This is a genomic window from Pseudomonas sp. SLFW (assembly GCF_009905615.1).
Classification (GTDB): Bacteria; Pseudomonadota; Gammaproteobacteria; order Pseudomonadales; family Pseudomonadaceae; genus Aquipseudomonas; species Aquipseudomonas bambusae.
The window spans coordinates 12,843-30,834 of the sequence record NZ_JAAAKW010000035.1 but is presented as its reverse complement, the minus strand read 5'-3'; the positions used below and the strand labels follow the sequence as shown (position 1 = coordinate 30,834).

Below are 17,992 nucleotides of genomic sequence, written 5' to 3'. Positions count from 1 at the left end.
TTGCCATCGCTGCGCAATGGATCGCAGGCAAGGTGGAGCGCCACCCCGGCACTCCCACGGCCTTCGGCCAGAATCAATAGCAGATCGGGGGGGCAGGGGCTTTTGGCCAGAATTAAGGGCAGATCGAGGCATACAGCTCTCATTGCACCTATTCGAACACCCGAATCGCGCACCGAGCGTAAAAGCGGGCAGCCCGAGGGCTGCCCCTTTTTTGTCAGACCGTAAAGTCCCAAGTGGCGGGGGCTTTGTTGTGGCCAGTCATTTCTGTGGAGGTGAGGAGGCTGTCGGCGACTTGCACGAAGTTCAGGTGGCCTTGCTGGACTTGCTCGGTCCAGTAGGCTTGGCCGGCGGTGTCGACGGTTCGACCAAAGAAGGCGGTGTACAGAGCAGCGATGTCATGGCTGACATCACCGTTCAGCGCTTTGGCGCCGGCCTCGGTGGAGTTCAGGATCGACAATCCGATCCCGCCGATGCTCATGGATTGTTGAGTCCAGTAGTCGAAACCGGCCACATCCGCCTGACGTCCCAGTAATCCGTCGTACAGCGCCGCCAGCGTGGTCTGTTGCGTGTTGGTTGGAATCGACACCACACCGTCGGCAAAACCAAGGTTCTCGACGTTGACGACTTTGACCTGCTGGTTCGGGTCGTCCTTGTTGCTGACGAGGGTGTAACCGCCGTGTTGTTCGAGGGTGTACTGCGAGCGGTCGCCGCTGAATTGCACGGTGTCGTTGCCCTGTCCACCTTGCAGCACGGTGTTGTTGGCCGCTGTGAAGGTGGTGATTTTCAGGGTGTCATTGCCACCGCCTGCAAAGACGAAGCTGTCGCTGGCGTTGACGATGAAGCTTTGGCTGGCATCATCCCCCGTCAGCGTTTGCCCGGTGGTATTGCCCTGAACGGTGGTCGCACCGACGATGGCAGCGAAGTCGACGTTGTTGAGCACCAATGAGCCTTTGCCGCTCATTTGAGTGGTATCGATCACCAGCGCGGTGTGTTGCGAACCCCCCGCACCGTCCAGTTCCATTGCTTGAGTCGGCCCCGTGGACGCGGTCACGGGGGTGATGGTGTTCACCAGCAACGACGTTCCAGCGGCCAGTTTGTCGAGGAAGTGCTGACCGTTGACGTTCTGGTGCGCTTGATCGCTATTCGCAGTCGCCGCATCGATGGCGGCTTTGAGGGTCTCTGCGCTGTTGCTGGCTAACTTGACGCCACCACCGACGGAGGTCAGCCCGTAACCCACTGGCAATTTGGCCACGAGTAAAGGAGACGCGCCATTGCCGACCAGGTTGATATCCGCGGTGTTGGCGTCCCCCGTGCTGTCTTGACGCGACGAGGTGGTCAGCCCGACCGAAACGCTGGTGCCCGTCTCGCCACCGGGCAACGTGACCTGCGTGGTCGTGACCGGAACGCCGTCGATGGTGACCGGCGGATTGGTTGGCGTGTTGGGCGGTGGCGGTGTGGTGACGGTGATGACCACGGATGTGCTGGCGTCGAGCGGGTTCGAGGCGTCCAGGTCATTGACGGCGATATCGACCAGCGCACTCCCCGTGTAGCCCGTCATTGGGGTGAATTTCAGGCCGTTCAGCGCGCTGTTGATGGCCGTCAGCGTGCCGGTGACCGTGACGACGTCGGTGGCATCGCCGGTGACGGTGAGCCCGGTCGAGCTGGCGAGGTTGAGCAGGCCATGGCTGGCGGTGAGCGTGACCTGCACGTCATGGCTGCCGGCATCAACGTCGCCGACGATGATCAAGTTGTTATTGGCCGAGCTGAACACCAGCGGGGTGTTCTGGCGCACGCTTTGAGTTGCGGCCCCTAAGACGACGTCCGGGGCATCGTTGACCGACACCACGGTTACCTCTTGTGTGACGAGAGCGCTGTTGCCCGCGTTGCCGTTGCCATCGTTGACGGTGAACGTGAGGGTTCGCGTGGTGCCAGTCGGAGCGTGTGAGGTGTTTTCGTACGTCACGGCGCTCAATGCTGCTTCCCACTCAGGGAGGGACGCAGGGCTGGCGGAGGTCAGCGTGAGTTCGCCGGTGACAGCGTTGAACGAAGCCACGATGTCGCCGATGTTCGGCAAGCCGGTCGGAAGATCGAGTTTGTCCTCCCCGGCGACGAACCCTGCGATGCTCACTTTCGCACTGACCAGCGTGCTGCCGTCGGCGTCGCTCAGCACGACGCTTCCATTGACGATCGCGGCCGCCCCGCCTTCGGTGAACGTCGGGTTGGACGCTGAGAGCGTGATCACCGGTGCATCGTTGGTTGCGGTGACGGTCACGGTTTGGGTGGCGACGGTGCTGTCTTCTGTCCCGTCGTTTACCGTGACACTGACCGTACGCGTATCGAGGCTCGGGCTGTCGGACGAATTGGTGTAAGTCACTGAGCGCAGGGCGGCTTGCCACTCTGTGAGCGTGGCGGTTGCACCCGCGGAGTCCAGGCTCAGCACGCCTGTCAGCGTGTTGTAGCTTCCACTGATATTGCCCATCGTTGTAGGGTTATTGGTAAACGAAAGCGCGTCTTCGGCGCTGTGCAGGTTGTCTGTGATGCTGACGACAGCGCTAGCCAGCCTACTGTTATCCAGGTCGGTGACGATCAGACCGTTGGCGATCACGACCGGCGTGGAGGTGACGTTATTGTCTTCGACAAATGCGGCACCGAGGCCGTTGATGGCCACCACTGGGGTGTCGTTGACGGCTTCGACAGTCACGACTTTGAGCACGGGCGCACTGTCGCTGCTGCCGTCGTTGACAGTGAGGCTGATGCTGCGGCTGCTGGTGTCCGGTGACTCTGAACTGCTGCTGTAGCTGACGCTGCGCAACGCCGCTTGCCATTGGGCGAGGGTGGCGCCGCCCGCTGACGAGAGGGCCAGTTCCCCCGTGTTGGCGTCGTAGGCGCCAGCCGTGATGTCGCCCACGGTCGCGCTGTTGCCGGTGAATGCCAGTGTGTCACCTGCTTTCACGTTGGTAATGGTGACGTTGGCGGACCTGAGGCTGCTGCTGTCTACGTCACCGACGTTGATGCCGCTGTCGATGATGACCGGCGTAGAGCTCACGTTATTGCCTTCGACGAAGGCAGACACGCCACCCGAGGCCTGGAGAATCGGCGAGTTGTCGACGGCGACGACCGAAACGGTTTTGGTAACGACGGCGCTGTCCAACTGACCGTCATTGATCTTGAAGCTGATGGTGCGTGCGCTGGTGTCCGGCGTGACTGCAGTGTCGACGTAGGTGACCGAGCGCAAGGCGGCTTGCCATTGCGCGAGGGTGGCAGTGCCGCCAGCGGAGGACACTTCCATCTCGCCCGTCGCCGCGTTGAACGTTGCAGCGATGTTCCCAAACGTTGCCGAGCTGGTGTTGACGAACGACAGAACGTCTTCGCCCGCTTTGAAGTTCTGGCTGATGCTGACCGTCGCGTGGGTCAGGGTCGCGTTGTCCGGGTCATTCACGCTCAGGCCTATGTCAATCGCCACCGGTGTCGCGCCGCTGTTATTGCCTGAAGTGAATGCTGTCGTGCCGCTGGTCGCAGTCACAACCGGGGCGTCGTTGGTGGCCGCAATGGTGATGACTTTCTGGACGCTTGCGCTGCTTGAGCTGCCGTCATTCGCCGTGAAAGCGATCGTACGTGAGGCGGTGGTCGGGGCATCGGAGGTGTCGGTGTAGGTGACCGAACGCAGTGCAGCCTCCCATTGCGCGACCGTGGCTGTTGCACCCGAAGAGTTGAGGCTCATGATGCCCGTGGCCGAGTTGTAGATTGCAGAAATGTTGCCCATGGTGGCCGGGTTGTTGGTGAAACTCAGAAGGTCCTCGGCGCTCCTGAAGTTACCGGTGATGCTGACGACCGCAGACGCGAGGGTCGAACTGTCGACATCGGACAGCGTGATACCGCTGTCCACCACCACAGGCGTGGACGCTCCGGCGCTGCTCTCTGTAAACGCCGTCGGACCGCCGCTGGTCGTTGCAATCGGGGTGTCGTTGACGCTGGTGACCAACACCGATTTCGTGTTGGCGATGCTGTCCGCCGTTCCGTCGTTCACCTGGAAAGTGATAGTGCGCGCGCCGGTGTTCGGTGTGTCAGAGGAATCGGTATAGGTCACCGAACGCAGGGCGGCTTGCCATTGTGCGAGGGTGGCAGTCGAGCCGGCGGAGGACAGACTGAGAACGCCTGTCGCAGCGTTGTAAGTGGCGTCGATGTTGCCCATCGTTGCCGGGTTGTTGGTGAAGACCAGGATGTCCTCGGCGGCGTGGTGGTTGCCCGTGATGGAAACTTGGGCGCTGGTGAGCGTGGTGTTGTCCACATCGCTGATTGTCAGGCCGCTGTCGATTGCAACAGGCGTGGAGGACGTATTATTGCCTTCGGTAAAGCTGGCGCTGCCTCCGGAATTCGTCACGACGGGCGCATCATTGGTGGCCGCAACCGTCACGTCACGCGTGGCGGCGACGCTGTCTGACGTACCGTCATTGACCACGTAGGAAATGGTCCGTGTCTGTGTGTCCGGGTTATCTGACTGATTGCTGTACGTGATCGAACGCAGGGCCGATTGCCATTGAGCGAGCGTCGCGTGGGCGGCAGAGGTCAGCTCCAGGACGCCTGTGCTGGCGTTATAGCTGCCGCTGATATCAGCCATCGTTGCGGGGTTTGAGACAAACAGCAGCATGTCCTGGCCGCTTACGAAGTGAGTGCTGATGCTCACGGTCGCCTTGGTGAGCGTGGCGTTGTCGCTGTCCGTCACCGTTATGCCCGAGTCGATTGATACTGGCTGGGACGCGCCTTGGGCACCGCTTTCAACGAATGCTGCGCTGCCGCTGTCGGTGGTCACAACGGGGGCTGCGTTGGCAGGAGCGGCAACGGTGACTGCGGTGGAGTCGTAGGGCGTGCTCGTGTCCTGGCCCGTTTTGGCAACGCCTCCGTCATCGCTGATGTTGGCGAGCGTAATGCCACGATCTCCCAACGTCGGGCTGGCGCTGGTGTTCTTGTAAGTCATGCCATCAAGCAGCGTCTGCACCGTTGCCGATGTGGTGTTGGCCGGCATCGTAAGGCTGACCTGGATCGATCCGTCGCTGTTGGTGGTGGCAAAGGTGACGCCCGTATTGCCCAAGCCGCCGGATTGGCCCGCCACCAGGTGAATATCGCTGCCGCCAATGGTGAGGAACTCGCTGTCGGTCGCCGCGACGCCGTCTACTAACAGTGTGAGTTGGGTGATGTGCTGATTGGCTTCGTTAGTGATCACCACATTGTCGAACAGATCGACCGCCGGACCGCCGGTATAGAAGGTCGGATAGAGCGCGTCTTCTGCCGTGGTTGGCGCTTCGTTGACCTTGATCATGTTCAGTTGAAGTGTGTAGCTGAGGACGTTGGTCCCACTGCCTATCGTGACGCTGTACGACCCTGAGCCGACCACGTTACCGCTGCTGAAACTGCTCAAGGCGCGATAGTCGTCGAAGCCGTTTCCGCTGATTGAGCCGAAGTCAAAGAACGCGGATGAGTTGATTGTCGAGCTGGTAATCGAAAGCGAGTAGCCGTCTACCGCGTAACCCGTTGGAATCGAGAGTTGAATCACGTCCGCTGAATCGCTGGGCGAATTCAGTGACGCGCTCCAGACGTTCGCGCCCACTTGATTCATCACCCAAGCGTAATGCGCCAGATTGCCGGAAATATCGGTGTACGCGGTGTAGGCATCGATGTCGCCACTGCCCGATTCTGAATAGTTGAGAGGGGCGGACAGGTCGATGTAGGGATAGGACTGAGACGGCGACGACATGAGATGTTCCTTATCTGGCACCTGGGTTACAGGACGACGGCAGAAAAATGCAGGTTTTTTGTCGGACAATGTCTGAACGCGCGGAGTATAGGTCTGGCATAGGCAATTCGACATTACCGCTCAGCGCCTCATTCCCTCGATTTGGAGTGACCGGTCAGGCAAGCCCATTAGCGCGCGGCTGACGCGGATTCACCCATCCGACGACCGGTAATGGCACTCCGCCAAGTCGCTGCTCAGGCAGGATTTTTTTGGAATAGTAGCGAATGCACTGAATCGGTGATTGACGATTTGGTCAGGATTTTGAGCGGCTGATGCCAAAATGATGGCATTTTTCGGAATAATTCTTCAATGAAATGAATAAGTTACACACTTTATTAGAGTTTTACAAAAGTGAGTGATGAGGGAAGTTAATATTTCATAGATGACAGGAAAACACGTTTATTTGCTCGTTTTTTTGTTCAAGTGAACAAGAAGTGTACGGTTTTAAAAAAGTGGTTAAAGAATGATCAGGTTGAGACTTTTAACTGAAAACGCATTAGCACTTTTGTAATAGTTGGAAAGTTTCTCGCCAAGCGGAAGCGTTTCAGCGGTAAGAGTGCGGAGTCATTAATTAATTTTTCGAGCGAACGATTACTCGACTTAAAAATGACGCCTGTTTTTTGCCTTTATTAAAATACGTTTGTATTCAACAAGTTATAAGGTTTTGATGATTTTTTGACCGTGACCTTTCAACCTCGCTCCAATGCCGCAATGCACGATTTTCCATATAAATGCTGGAGCTGTTATTTGGCTTATGTCGAAAAAGTTGGACGTTAGTTCCGCTGTTTTGTTGACGTCGGTTTGCCGGCGCGCGAGTAAAAATAAAACTAGAAAGTTAATTGTTTCCCTGAGATGCTTGCCGCCCCAGCTTTCCCATAAAGTCTGGGCACCCGTTCTGGGTACAGTTTTTAAACACACTTAATTCTAGGAATAAAAGACTCGCTCTTTCAGCGGGGCTTTTGAATTTTCGTCGTCAGGAGATAGACATGAGCACCCAGTCGGACTTAGCTGAGCTGTACACCGCGTTTTTCAATCGTGCACCTGACTCGGCAGGCTTGGCCTACTGGGTGAACCAACTGAACGCGGGGACCATTTCCCTGAATCAGATCGCCAAAAACTGGGTTGAGTCCCAACCGGAAGGCCAAGCTAAATACCCGGCTGGCATGACCACCACCGATTTCGTCAACGCCATCTACGGCAACGTCCTGAGCCGCACCAGCGACACGGACGGTCTGGCGTACTGGAAAGCGCAACTGGACGCCGGCACGATCAGCCGTGACACCTTCGTCGCTACCGTCATCAACGGTGCGAAAAGCAACACGTCCACGCAAGGCAAAGCCGACGCCGCCCTGCTGTCCAACAAAGCTACCGTGGGTATCGCGTTCGCCGACAAAGGCTTGAACGACACCACCCTGGCCGCCAAAGTGCTGACCTCGGTCAACGCTGACAGCAACAGCCTGAATGCCACACTGGATCTGATCAAGCTGGTCCCGTCCAGCGCCGCTGGCCAGACCACCGCCGTGCTGAACTCCCTGAGCACCGCACTGGGCAACGTCGCCAACCTGATCAAAATCTCCCCGGCCGAGCTGGGCAACCTGGTCACCTACCTGAACGCCGTACTGACCGGCGTCACCAGCAACACCAACCTCGACACCCTGTTCACCTCGATCAACACCAAAGTTGTCGCGGCACAGACCAACCCATCGGCACTGGCCGATGCGGCGAATCAGGGCGCGAATGATGCTTCGACGGCTACGCCGAGTGCTGGTGGAGGCGGGACTCCACCGGTGACCGCTCCGACGTTCACTGTTACCAACGGTACAGGTCCTGATGCTGGTAAGTTCACTGTTGGCACGGCCAACGGTGATGTGAAGATCACGATCGAAAATGACAAGGTGGTATTTAAACCGACTACCGGCTCTTCCGTTTCCGTTGACTTCGCGTCCATCACGAAAGGTCTGGTCATCGACGGCACTGCAACTGTTTCGGTCTCTGATCTCAGCACGTTGGTATCCGCTCCGGTTATTGACTTCACTCTCCTCGTGAATACCCTCGTGGCCCCAGTCGTCCATCAGATCTGGGGTAACGGAACCATCGCTCTGACAGGCTCGTTGTCGATCAGCGCTGGGTTGCTCAATACGCTGGACATTAATGTCACACCGAAGCTGAATGTCTCCGCGTTCACGGGTATTTCCGGCTCTCAGGCAGACCTTCTCACAGCGCTGAGCTCTAACGACATTACTGGCTTGGGAAACAAGCCGGTCTTGATCACTGATTCAGTGAGCCTCGCTCAGATCGCCGCCGTTGACGCTAAAACTACCGGTTTGGTGAGTTACAACGAAGTAACTGACTTGTTGGAAAACCTGACTAAACCAGCTAGCGCCGCCCTGATTCAGGGCCACGATGTGGAAGTCAGTAATGTGACCAGCATTACTGTCGCCCAAATCAGCGAACTGAAAGCCCTCGCCGGTCCTGATCAGGTCGTTTCCTTCCCTCAAGCTTCGATCATTGATTCCATCGAAAATCTGAAAGCCGATGTCGCTTTGGCTCATCCTGTCACTGAAGGCCATGACTACTCGGTAAATGATTCGCTAGCGCACGTCATTGCCGATAAAGCCGATGGTCAATCGCCGTTGCAGTACAACACCTACTCGCTGACAGACTCCACTGTCGCGTTGGGCGTTGATCTGAGTGTTCAAGACGCTCAAGCCGACCTGTTTAACGCGCAAAGCGTTGTTTCTGGTGCGTCGAATGCCGACGACCTGCAGACACTCAATGTCACGTACACCCTCAAGGACGATATTGAGACCTTGCTAGAAGCTGCGGCCAACACATCGTTGCTGGCAGGCCATGACGTAACCGTTTCGGATGGGGCGTCGATCGCCAAAATCACCAGTCTGAAATCGGCAGAAGACGTGGGGGCGGTTACTTACACCGTTACCGACTCGTTGCAGAATGTCGTTGCAGATAAGGCGGGTTCTGAATCGGTTGTGGCCGGTGCGACAAGTTATGCACTGGCAGACACCGAGATCGACTTGGGTGAGAACCTGAGTGTTACTGATGCAGTCGCCGAACTGTCGAATGCGCAGAGCGTTATCGACGGCGCCTCGAACAAAGCGAGCCTGGATAGCCTGAGTGCGTCATACACGCTTGAAGACACCTTGGAGCAATTGCAGGGTGCTGATGTTGATCTGCTGGCAGGCCATAACGTCGCCATCACCGGCAGTGAAGGCCAGACGGTTGCTCAAATCAATTCAGTGAAGGCAGCGGCTGGCAGTGGGACCGTCAGCTATCTGGCGGTGTCTGACACCGTGGTGAATCTGAAAGCGGATATGGCGTCGTCGTCGCCGCTCACTGTCGCCCACACCTACTACATCCACGACAGCCTGGAAAACGTCATTGCGAACATCGCCAGTACAGATCCTGTGCCTGCGGCCTATGTGTTGACAGGGACTGACATTGATCTCGGCGTCGATCTGGCAGTGTCCGGCCTCACCAGTCAACTGAGCAATGCGCAAAGTGTCATCAACGGTGCTCGGAACGCTGATGATCTGGGCGATCTTGAGGCGACGTACTCCGTGAAAGACACCGCGCAGCATCTCTTGGGCGCTACTCCCGCGTTGCTGTCCGGGCACAACGTCACGATCAGTGACAGCGCTGCATCCATCGCGACCATTCAAACCGTAAAAACTGCTGCAGGCACTGGTGATGTCACTTACGGTGTCGTCACAGACACCGTAAGTGATTTGAAGAGCGATATTGCCTCTACTCACTCAATTGCAGCAGCTCATACCTACACCGTAAACGACTCTCTCGCGAACGTTGCGGCTGACAAGGCTGATATCGCATCAGCACTGACTTATCAAAACTACTCGCTCACTAATACGGTGATCGACTTGGGTCTCGGTTTGACCGTCGCGGCCGCCAGTAACGACTTGGCATCTGCGCAGAGTGTCATCGATCACGCGTCGAACCATGCCGATCTGGACGCGCTGGAAGCCACTTACTCGCTGAGCGATACCGCAGCAAACCTTCTCGATGCCGACGAAGGCCTGCTTGTAGGCCATTCCATCAACATCGCAGACGGTGCGTCGATCGCCCAAATCAAGGGTGTTGTCAATATTCAAGGTGTGGGTGAAGTAACTCATGGCGCGGTGGTTGATATCGCCGTCAATCTGACGGGGCCGGATGCGCACGTCATCCTGACTGGTTCAGAAAACATCACCGTCAGCGATTCGGCGTCTGTCTCCCAACTGGACACTATCAATGCCCTGACCTCCGGCATTGTGACGGGTAACGACATCAGCGATATTGCTGCCAATCTTTTCTCGTCTGAAGGCGTGCTGACGTCCTATGTAGGCAAGGACTCTAGCGTAACCGTTGGCGGCAATGTGACCATTGCTGAGCTGAAAGCTCTGGTTGCCAAAACCGAGGATGCCACCAAGGTTCACTACACCTCGATCTCCGACACTCTGGACAACCTCAGCGCTGAGGGTGCCGCTGCTTACATCAAAAACGGTATCGACGTCACTGTTACCGATGAATCGGCCACGATCGCCAAGCTTTCCGCAATCGACGAAGCTACAGGTGGCAAGCTGCACTACGACGGTGCCATTGACGACACTGCCGAAGCGCTGGCGACTGATGCCGCTTTGAATTCGGGTGCTGGCAAGTACACCGCAGGCAAAGTCGTCACGGTTTCCGACGCGGCTACCTTGCTCCAACTGGCAACGATTAACGATGCTGCAAACGATGTTCTCTACACCAAGGTCTCGGACACCGCGCTCAATCTTGCTCTGAACACTGGTCTGTTCATTAATTCCGGTACCCACGTAACGGTGCAGGATGCCGCTACGATTAGCCAACTGACCACGATCGAGGGCTACACCGAAGAAGCGCTGACCTACACCAAGATCACCGACAATGCCGCTCAGCTGTTAGCGGATAGCGGTCACTTCGTGAAGGACTCGGTCACCGTCACTGTTTCGGATACCGGTTCTGTTGCAGCTTCTACGTTGAACACTATCGATAGCGAAACCACGACTCAGGTGGATGCGTCGTCGGTCACCGCTGTTACTGGCAACTTCGCTGATGTCTCTACCGCTTTTGCCGCTACCGGCATCAAGTTGTCGGGTAGCGAAACGCTGTCGATTACGGACACCGCCGCGAATCTGGCTGGCAAAACGCTGGCGGCTACTACATCCACCAGTGATGTGTTGAACGTTGGCTTGGCAAGTGTTACGACTGACCTGAGCCATCTGACCGGTTTCGAGACGATCAACCTGGAAGGCAGCAACCGCTTCACCAACAAAATCACCATCGGCGATGGCGAAGATGTCTCGGTTCATGCTCAGGCCGCAGCGACTGTAGTTCTGGGGCAGGGGCATCAAAGCTTCTACAGCAGCGTTGGCAATGACACGGTTACGGTTAACGCAGGCAGTACGTTCGTGTTTGCGGGCACAGCTGCGGCTAACGGCACCGACCTGATCACCAACTTCACTACGGGTTCTACAGGTAGCGCGCTGGACTTCTCGTCGTTTATCGGATTGGGCGCTCAGAAGGGCTATCAAATCGTTAATGACACCTCTGATTTCGGAGGGGAGGCGAACTCGGTGACGCTGCTCGACGGTACCAGTGGACATCTGGCGGCCAAGGGCGCTGTCAGTGTCGCTGACTTCACAAACGGAACCTTGTCAACGGTCAACGGCAAAGAGGTAATCGTTGCGTTCGACAACACCGCGCATTCGGCCAACGTTTACTTTGTAAACTCAGCGGGCGGTGGTTCGGCCAGTGTTGTTGATAACGCTGCGGACATCACTCTGGTCGGTACCTTGAGCTACACCGGTTCGATCACCTCCGTGAATGATCTGCATTTGTCGAGTCACGTGCTGCCGCTCTGATTCAAGGCTGTAACGCAGTAGAAAAACAAAACCCCGCTTCCTGAAAAGGCAGCGGGGTTTTTTATTTGGGTGGCGGTGAGTGCGTTCAGCGAAACGTCACCGGTGTTCGCGGCTCTAGAGCAGCACGGCTCGCCGGGTCTATCTACCCAACACTTTGCGATACACCGCCAACGTCTGTCGGGCGCATTCTTGCCAGGTGTACGCCTTGGCCCGGATCAGGCCCAGTTCGATCTTTTCTTCGCGCAGGGCGGGTTGGTTCAGCAGGGCTTGCATGGCCGCGCAGATGCTGTCGACATCGTAGGGGTCGACCATCCATGCCGCGTCGCCCGCCACTTCGGGCAATGACGTGCTGTTGGAGGCGATCACCGGGCAGCGTGCGGCGAACGCTTCGATCACGGGCAGGCCAAAACCTTCATACAACGAAGGGAAGGTGAGGGCGACGGCGCTTTGCAGCAGGGCCATGACGTCGGATTGCGGCAGGTAGCTCAGCCAGCGTCCTTCTCCGCGCGCTTCCAGCGCTTGCAGTTTTGGCAGCAGGTCTTCGTTGTTCCAGCCGTCGCGACCGACGATCACCAGCGGGTGTTCCTTGCGCACGTCGGCGGGCAACTGCTCGAAGGCTTGCAGGATGCGCGGCAGGTTTTTGCGCGGTTGCAGCGTGCCGAGGAACAGGAAGAACCCAGGCTTCAAACCGTGCTTTTCCAGCACCGCATCCCGGGTTTCGCTGTCGATACGCTCAAAGTAAACCGGCTCGACGCCCAGCGGCGTCACGCTGATACGCTCTGGTCGCAGGCCCAGATGCTCCACCAGATCCAGCTTGCTGAACTCGGAAATGGTGATGATGTGGTCCGACTGGCGGATCGCGGAGTTGAACAGCCAGCTCTTCAGGCTGCGCAGGTCATTCTTGATCCACTCCGGGTGCACCATTGGGATGACGTCCATCACGCTGGAAATCGTCGGCACGCCCGCGATGCGCGGGATGTGGTGATCGGGGGCGTGGAACAGATCGACGTTTTTGCGGATGGCGCCCGAGTTGCCCAAGGGCAATTTGAGAACACCGCTCAGCAGCGCATGAACCGGAAAGCGCGGCGCCAGCTGTTCAGGTTGACCGCACGGCAGGGTTGGCAGGTCGCGCCCGAATGCATACGGTTTGATGTGCACATCGGCCTGGGTAACGGCGATGTCGCTGAGCCCTTGCCACAGCGCGCGTGAATAAGTGCCGATGCCGTCGAGGTGTCCGGCGCGCTCGCCAGAGGCCCAAACGGTGCAGCCCAAGCCAATTTCCATGTGTTGTCGTACTCGAATCAAAGTGTGATGCGAAGGGCATTGCCGCCGTGACTGGTCAGCCATCGGCGGCGAAGTCGTTCAGGGGGTGGTCTTGACCTGTTCGCGCCAGTAATCCAGCAACTGGCTCAGGGTCGTTTCCAGCGCAATAGCGGGCTGCCAGCCAGTCGTTTGCTTGAGCAGCGTGTTGTTGCCGGCCGCAATCGGAATATCGGAAGGCCGCAAACGCTCCGGGTCCTGTTCCACGGCGATCGGCGTCTGGCTCTGTTTCAGCATCAGCTCAAGCACATCGCGGATCTTGCGGGATTGGCCGCTGGCGATGTTCAGGCACAACGGGTGCCCCGGTTTGCCTGCGAGACCGAGCAACTGGATGTAGGCGTCGCACACATCCTGCACGTCGAGGAAGTCGCGAATGGCCTCCAGGTTGCCGACCTTGAGTACGGGCGTCTGCTGACCGGCTTCGATCAGCGCGATTTGACGGGCAAACGAGGCGGTCACGAAATCAGGGCTCTGCTGAGCGCCGATATGGTTGAACGGGCGTGCAATCACGCCGTCGAGACCCTGACGGAAGTATTCACGGAAGGCGTATTCCGCCGCGACCTTGCTGGCTGCGTACGGGTTCAGTGGCTGCGGCAGGGTGTCTTCTTCCACTGCGATGCCCGATTTGAACGCCGCCCCGTAGACTTCCGACGAACTGGGGAACAGCGTGAAAGCATCGGGCGCGTGCTGCCGGATCGCTTCGAGCAGGTTCATGCTGCCGATCACGTTGGTCTGCCAAGTCAGCAGCGGTTCCTTGAAGCTGGTCGGCACATGGGAAATCGCCGCCAAGTGGATAACGTGCGTCGGTTGGGCGTCGGCGACCGCTTGCGCCAGGGCGCTTGCGTCGCGAATGTCACAGGTGAGGTACTCGTCCGCAATGCTCTGCGCTGGGCTGACATTGCCGCCCAGTGCGACCACTTCGTAACCGGCGCCTTGCAAGCGGCCGGTCAGGATCTTGCCAACGAATCCGTTGGCCCCAGTCAGTAGTAGGCGTGGCACGGTGTCTTACTCCTTCACTGGAGAAATCAGGTCAAGCTGTTCCAGCCAAATGGCCAGCGCAGCTCGCAGGTTTTCACGCTCGTAACGAAGCAGGTTCCGATGGCCCGCCGCAACCATGGCTTCATACAGCCCAGGTTCGGTATTCAGGAAATGTGCCGCCAGGGCAAATTCCACCGGGTCATCGCTCTCCAGCAGCAACCCGCCTTCCCCCAGAGTGTCGGGGATATTCGAGCGAGCCTGTGTGACCACGGGAAGCGAAGCATAGTTCGCTTCCAGCAGCGGCATGCAAAAACCTTCGTGGGCACTGGCGCACCAGTATTGATGGGCGTCCTGGTACAGCCAACGCAACTCGGCTTCGGAGCACTTGCCCACCAGCAACACGCTGTCTTCAAGACCAAGATTGCGCACGTGCAATTGCAGGCCGCGTGCATAGGCCTCGCTGGTGGTGCCGCCGACGATGATCAGACGCTGCGGAGGCTGCTCGGCCGCGTTCTGGTTCTGCAACAGGTGGTAGAACGCCTCAATCAGCAGATATTGCCGCTTATTCTCTGCCAGACGACCCACGGCCAGGTAAAAACGGGTGTCGTCGGGCTGTTCGCGCATGAACCCCGGTTGGCTCTTGGTGCCTTCCAGGCGGCGGGTGTCGACCAGCAACGGCAAGGTCTTGCTGCGGGTGTAACCGGCTTCCACGAGTTCGCTTTCGTTGAGCGGGGAGTCGGCCAGCGCATGAACGAACTCATCACGCCATTCCCGCAGTTGTTCAAGGCCCAGCTCGGCATAACGGCGAAGGCCGCCGCCTTCCGGGAAAAACTCCGGCGGCGTGATGTTGTGATAGACCATGGCCTTGGTGCATTTCTGCTGCAACAACCAGGGGCCGTGATCGTGGCCCATGGAGTGGTGATACATCAGCAGATCGCACTGGGACGAATGAAAGGTACGCGCAGGCAGCACCTGGCCGGCCATTTGGTCGGGGATGGTGAAGCTGTAGATGTCAGACTCGAAACCCAGATCGCGCAGCAGGCTACGCGTGAACAGCAAACCGTTGGTAACTCCATCTCCTGCCGCGACCGTTGCTGCAAATTGATCGATACGCTTGGTGGTCATATCTGGCCCTTGCGAGCCGTGACCGCGTAATCCTGCGGGCCGTAGAACAGTGCATCACAACGACGGGCGACTTCGCTGTCCTCATTGAGGGCGTATTCGCGCGGAATCGGATTCAAGCGATGAATCTCGACGTTTTCGAAGCCTTTGAACTCGACCAGGAATTCAGTGAACGCCGGAGGCAACGGGTGAATGTGCGTCGGGTCGGTGTGGAAATGAGTCGCCGCGCTGATAATGTTTTCCGGGTTCGGGGTCTCAAAAATGATCGTGCCGCCCGGCGCCAGAACACGCTGGCACTGGTCCAGCAGGATGTTGAACTGCTCGAAACTCAGGTGCTCGATCACATGGAACGCGGACACGGCAGCGACGCTGTTTTCCGGCTGTTCGGCCAGCCAGACCAACGCGTCCTGCTGCACCGCTTTCAGGCCCTGCTCGTGACAGGCTTCGACGTTCATCGAGTTGAGGTCGATGCCGATACGCGCATAGCTCTCCGGCAACATGTTCAGCCATTCGCCACGGCCGCAGCCGATGTCCACCAGCGGCAGGCCTGCTGTAAGGGGCGCGATGTTTTCGAGGATCGGCAAGTAGTACGACTGACGCTCGCGGATGGTTTCGGCATCGCCACGGAAGCGGTTTTCGAAGGCCAGGTAGAAGCTGTCCGGAATGCTGCTCGGCACCAGGTTCGACGCCGCCGGTTGGGTGGCGACCACACTTGCATCGGCAGAGGCAGGCGCGGCGGCTTGGCGAGGAGCGCGTTCCAGATGACCGAGGCGGGCGCGCAACTCCTGTTGAATCAGGCGCTGTTGATCCAGGTCGGATTCCAGACGCTTGATGTAGTCGGTTTGCTGGCCAAGCGCAACGTTCTGCGCATCCAGTGCACGTTGTTGTGCCTGGAGATAGCCATTGAGCTCGTCGGCATAGTGGCCGAGCTCATCCAGATGTTCGTTGTGGATCTGGATCTGACGGGCTTGGTGCTCGATTTGATCACGCTGGGCAGCCAAGCCGTCGTTTTGCAGTTTGTGCTGGCGCGTCAGCAGGTCCAGACGCGCGACGTAGTAACGGCTGCGGGATTCCGTCGAAGCGATGGCGTAGGCATTCAGCAGCAGTTTGCCGAGAACTGGAATTCGGCGCAGGGTGTTCTTGAGCTTGGCTTTGCGCAGGCCGTGGACTTCGGCACCGTGGGCCATGCCTTCTGGCGAGTAGCGCAGGTTGGCCAGCACTTCGAACTTGTCGAAGCCGGAACGCAACTGGTGCAGCCCTTGCTGGATTTCACTGCGCTCGGCCTTGCGGCCCAACAGGCTCGGGTAAGCCGCCAGCAGCAGCGGCTCGTCGTCTAGCTGGATCAATTCCATCCAGCGGTATGGACGGTCAAACACCGGCGCCGGGGACGGATCGAAGGCCGGCATTGGCCGCTCGCGGGTGTCCAGCTTATAACGCTGAACCTCTGCTTCAATTCGGCGATTGAGTTCCTGGAAGTCGAGGTCAGGGTTATTGGGTATCAGCATTGCTTACGGTTCCGTCGGTGGTCTCGGTCGGGGCAGGCAGTTGTTCCAGCGTTGCGGCCAGATCGCAAATGCCGCCAAAGAAAGTCCCGGTGATGCCGGCGACTTCAAAACCGATGGCATTGTCGTGCCAGTGATAGCAGTTGGAGGTGTGGTCGGCGCCATCGTGCAGGGCCAGCGTAATGGTGTATTTGCCCGGGGCGAGGCGCATCGGGAATCGATAACGCAAGGTCCGGCGCTCACCTGCCTTCATCGCTATCGGTACATCCAGGTAATGGCTGTTGGTGCCGAAAACGTCCTGGCCGAAGCGGTCGCGGATCATCAGTCCGAGGGAAACATCGTCCAGGTCGTGATCGGCCGCGATCATCACGTCAAGCACGCCGGTGTCGCCGCTGGCGAGGATCGGACTCTGCGAGTTCTGGCCGACGAAGGTGATGCGCTCCATATAGGCCTGACGTGAGCCGTACCCGTGTTCTTCGATGTGCTTGCGTTCGCTGTAGTCTTCGTCGTCGGCGCCGAGCAACTGGTTATAAATGTTCACCGCGTCTTCCGGGTGACCGTCGGCGACAACGTGCCCGCCATTGAGGACGATGGCGCGGTCGCAGATCATCTTCACGGCGTTCAGGTCGTGGGAGACAAAAATGATCGAGCCGCCCTTGGCCCGGAATTCCTTGATGCGACGCATGCATTTCTGCTGGAAATGACCGTCGCCGACGGACAGGGCCTCGTCGATCAGGAAGGTGTCGGGGTCAGCGTGGATGGCGATGGAAAACGCCAGCCGCATGTTCATGCCGGAGGAGTAGGTGCGAATCGGCTCGTGGATGAACGGCCCCAGTTCGGAAAACTCGACGATGGCATCGCGGCGTTCTTCGATCTGCTGTCGGGTCATGCCCAACAGCAGGCCGTTGCCGACGATGTTTTGCAGTCCGCTGAGGTTGGGGTCGAAGCCCGTGCCCAGTTCCAGCAGGCCAGTTACCCGGCCTGTGATCTTGATCTGGCCTGCATCCGGCAGCAATACGCCGTTGAGCATCTTCAGCAGGGTGGATTTGCCGGCGCCGTTGCGGCCAAGAATGCCCAGGGTTTCGCCACTGGAAACCCGAAAGGTGACGTTATCCAGTGCGCGATGGGTGCGATGGAAACTGCGGCGCAGGACGATTTCCTTGAGCCGGTGCCAGGGTCTGCTGTAGAGCTTGAACTCCTTACAGACGTTTTCCACTTCAAGCATGCGTGCAACTCTTATCGAAAAAGGGGGTGTTCTCAGGCGTCTTTTGCTGCCCGAAAGGCGGCACGCACTGAAGAATCAGGAGGCGGAGCCTAACATGAGTGGGGGTTGGGAGCATCTGCGCATCGTTTTGCAGTTGTCGCGCGAACCCGGCAAA

At 58.3% G+C, this 17,992-nt stretch carries 7 protein-coding genes; 1 reads left to right on the top strand and 6 read right to left on the bottom strand.

Annotated features, from left to right (window positions below; all coding sequences use genetic code 11):
- Positions 1-214: 214 nt before the first annotated feature.
- A complete protein-coding gene (locus tag GVN17_RS28500) occupies positions 215-5,752 on the bottom strand; it encodes a DUF4214 domain-containing protein (protein ID WP_166598611.1) in 5,538 nt (1,845 codons plus the stop codon).
- A 1,025-nt stretch (positions 5,753-6,777) separates the two neighbouring features.
- On the opposite strand from GVN17_RS28500, the gene GVN17_RS28495 reads away from it, so the two are divergent.
- On the top strand, positions 6,778-11,691 hold the full coding sequence (locus tag GVN17_RS28495; protein WP_166598610.1) for a DUF4214 domain-containing protein: 4,914 nt from the start codon (positions 6,778-6,780) through the stop codon (positions 11,689-11,691).
- 138 nt (positions 11,692-11,829) lie between these two features.
- On the opposite strand, the gene GVN17_RS28490 is transcribed toward GVN17_RS28495, so the two are convergent.
- The 5 genes from GVN17_RS28490 to GVN17_RS28470 all read right to left on the bottom strand — a co-directional run bounded on the left by GVN17_RS28490 (position 11,830) and on the right by GVN17_RS28470 (position 17,838).
- Complete coding sequence (locus GVN17_RS28490; RefSeq protein WP_166598609.1) at positions 11,830-12,975, bottom strand: glycosyltransferase family 1 protein; 1,146 nt, start codon at positions 12,973-12,975, stop codon at positions 11,830-11,832.
- A gap of 78 nt (positions 12,976-13,053) precedes the next feature.
- Complete coding sequence (locus GVN17_RS28485; protein ID WP_166598608.1) at positions 13,054-14,010, bottom strand: GDP-mannose 4,6-dehydratase; 957 nt, start codon at positions 14,008-14,010, stop codon at positions 13,054-13,056.
- A gap of 6 nt (positions 14,011-14,016) precedes the next feature.
- Positions 14,017-15,114, bottom strand: coding sequence for a glycosyltransferase (locus GVN17_RS28480; RefSeq protein WP_166598607.1), 1,098 nt, complete (start codon positions 15,112-15,114; stop codon positions 14,017-14,019).
- Positions 15,111-16,616 (bottom strand): class I SAM-dependent methyltransferase, encoded by a 1,506-nt coding sequence (locus GVN17_RS28475; RefSeq protein ID WP_166598606.1) that lies wholly within the window; start codon positions 16,614-16,616, stop codon positions 15,111-15,113. Before GVN17_RS28475 ends, GVN17_RS28480 begins: the two co-directional genes overlap by 4 nt.
- The gene (locus GVN17_RS28470) at positions 16,600-17,838 is read right to left on the bottom strand and encodes an ABC transporter ATP-binding protein (protein ID WP_166598605.1); all 1,239 of its coding nucleotides are present in this window, start codon (positions 17,836-17,838) and stop codon (positions 16,600-16,602) included. Before GVN17_RS28470 ends, GVN17_RS28475 begins: the two co-directional genes overlap by 17 nt.
- Positions 17,839-17,992: the final 154 nt, after the last annotated feature.

Coding starts and splice junctions, on each gene's coding strand:
- GVN17_RS28500 (WP_166598611.1), bottom strand. CDS start 5,752: ATGTCGTCGCCGTCTCAGTCCTATCCCTACATCGACCTGTCCGCCCCT.
- GVN17_RS28495 (WP_166598610.1), top strand. CDS start 6,778: ATGAGCACCCAGTCGGACTTAGCTGAGCTGTACACCGCGTTTTTCAAT.
- GVN17_RS28490 (WP_166598609.1), bottom strand. CDS start 12,975: ATGGAAATTGGCTTGGGCTGCACCGTTTGGGCCTCTGGCGAGCGCGCC.
- GVN17_RS28480 (WP_166598607.1), bottom strand. CDS start 15,114: ATGACCACCAAGCGTATCGATCAATTTGCAGCAACGGTCGCGGCAGGA.
- GVN17_RS28475 (WP_166598606.1), bottom strand. CDS start 16,616: ATGCTGATACCCAATAACCCTGACCTCGACTTCCAGGAACTCAATCGC.
- GVN17_RS28470 (WP_166598605.1), bottom strand. CDS start 17,838: ATGCTTGAAGTGGAAAACGTCTGTAAGGAGTTCAAGCTCTACAGCAGA.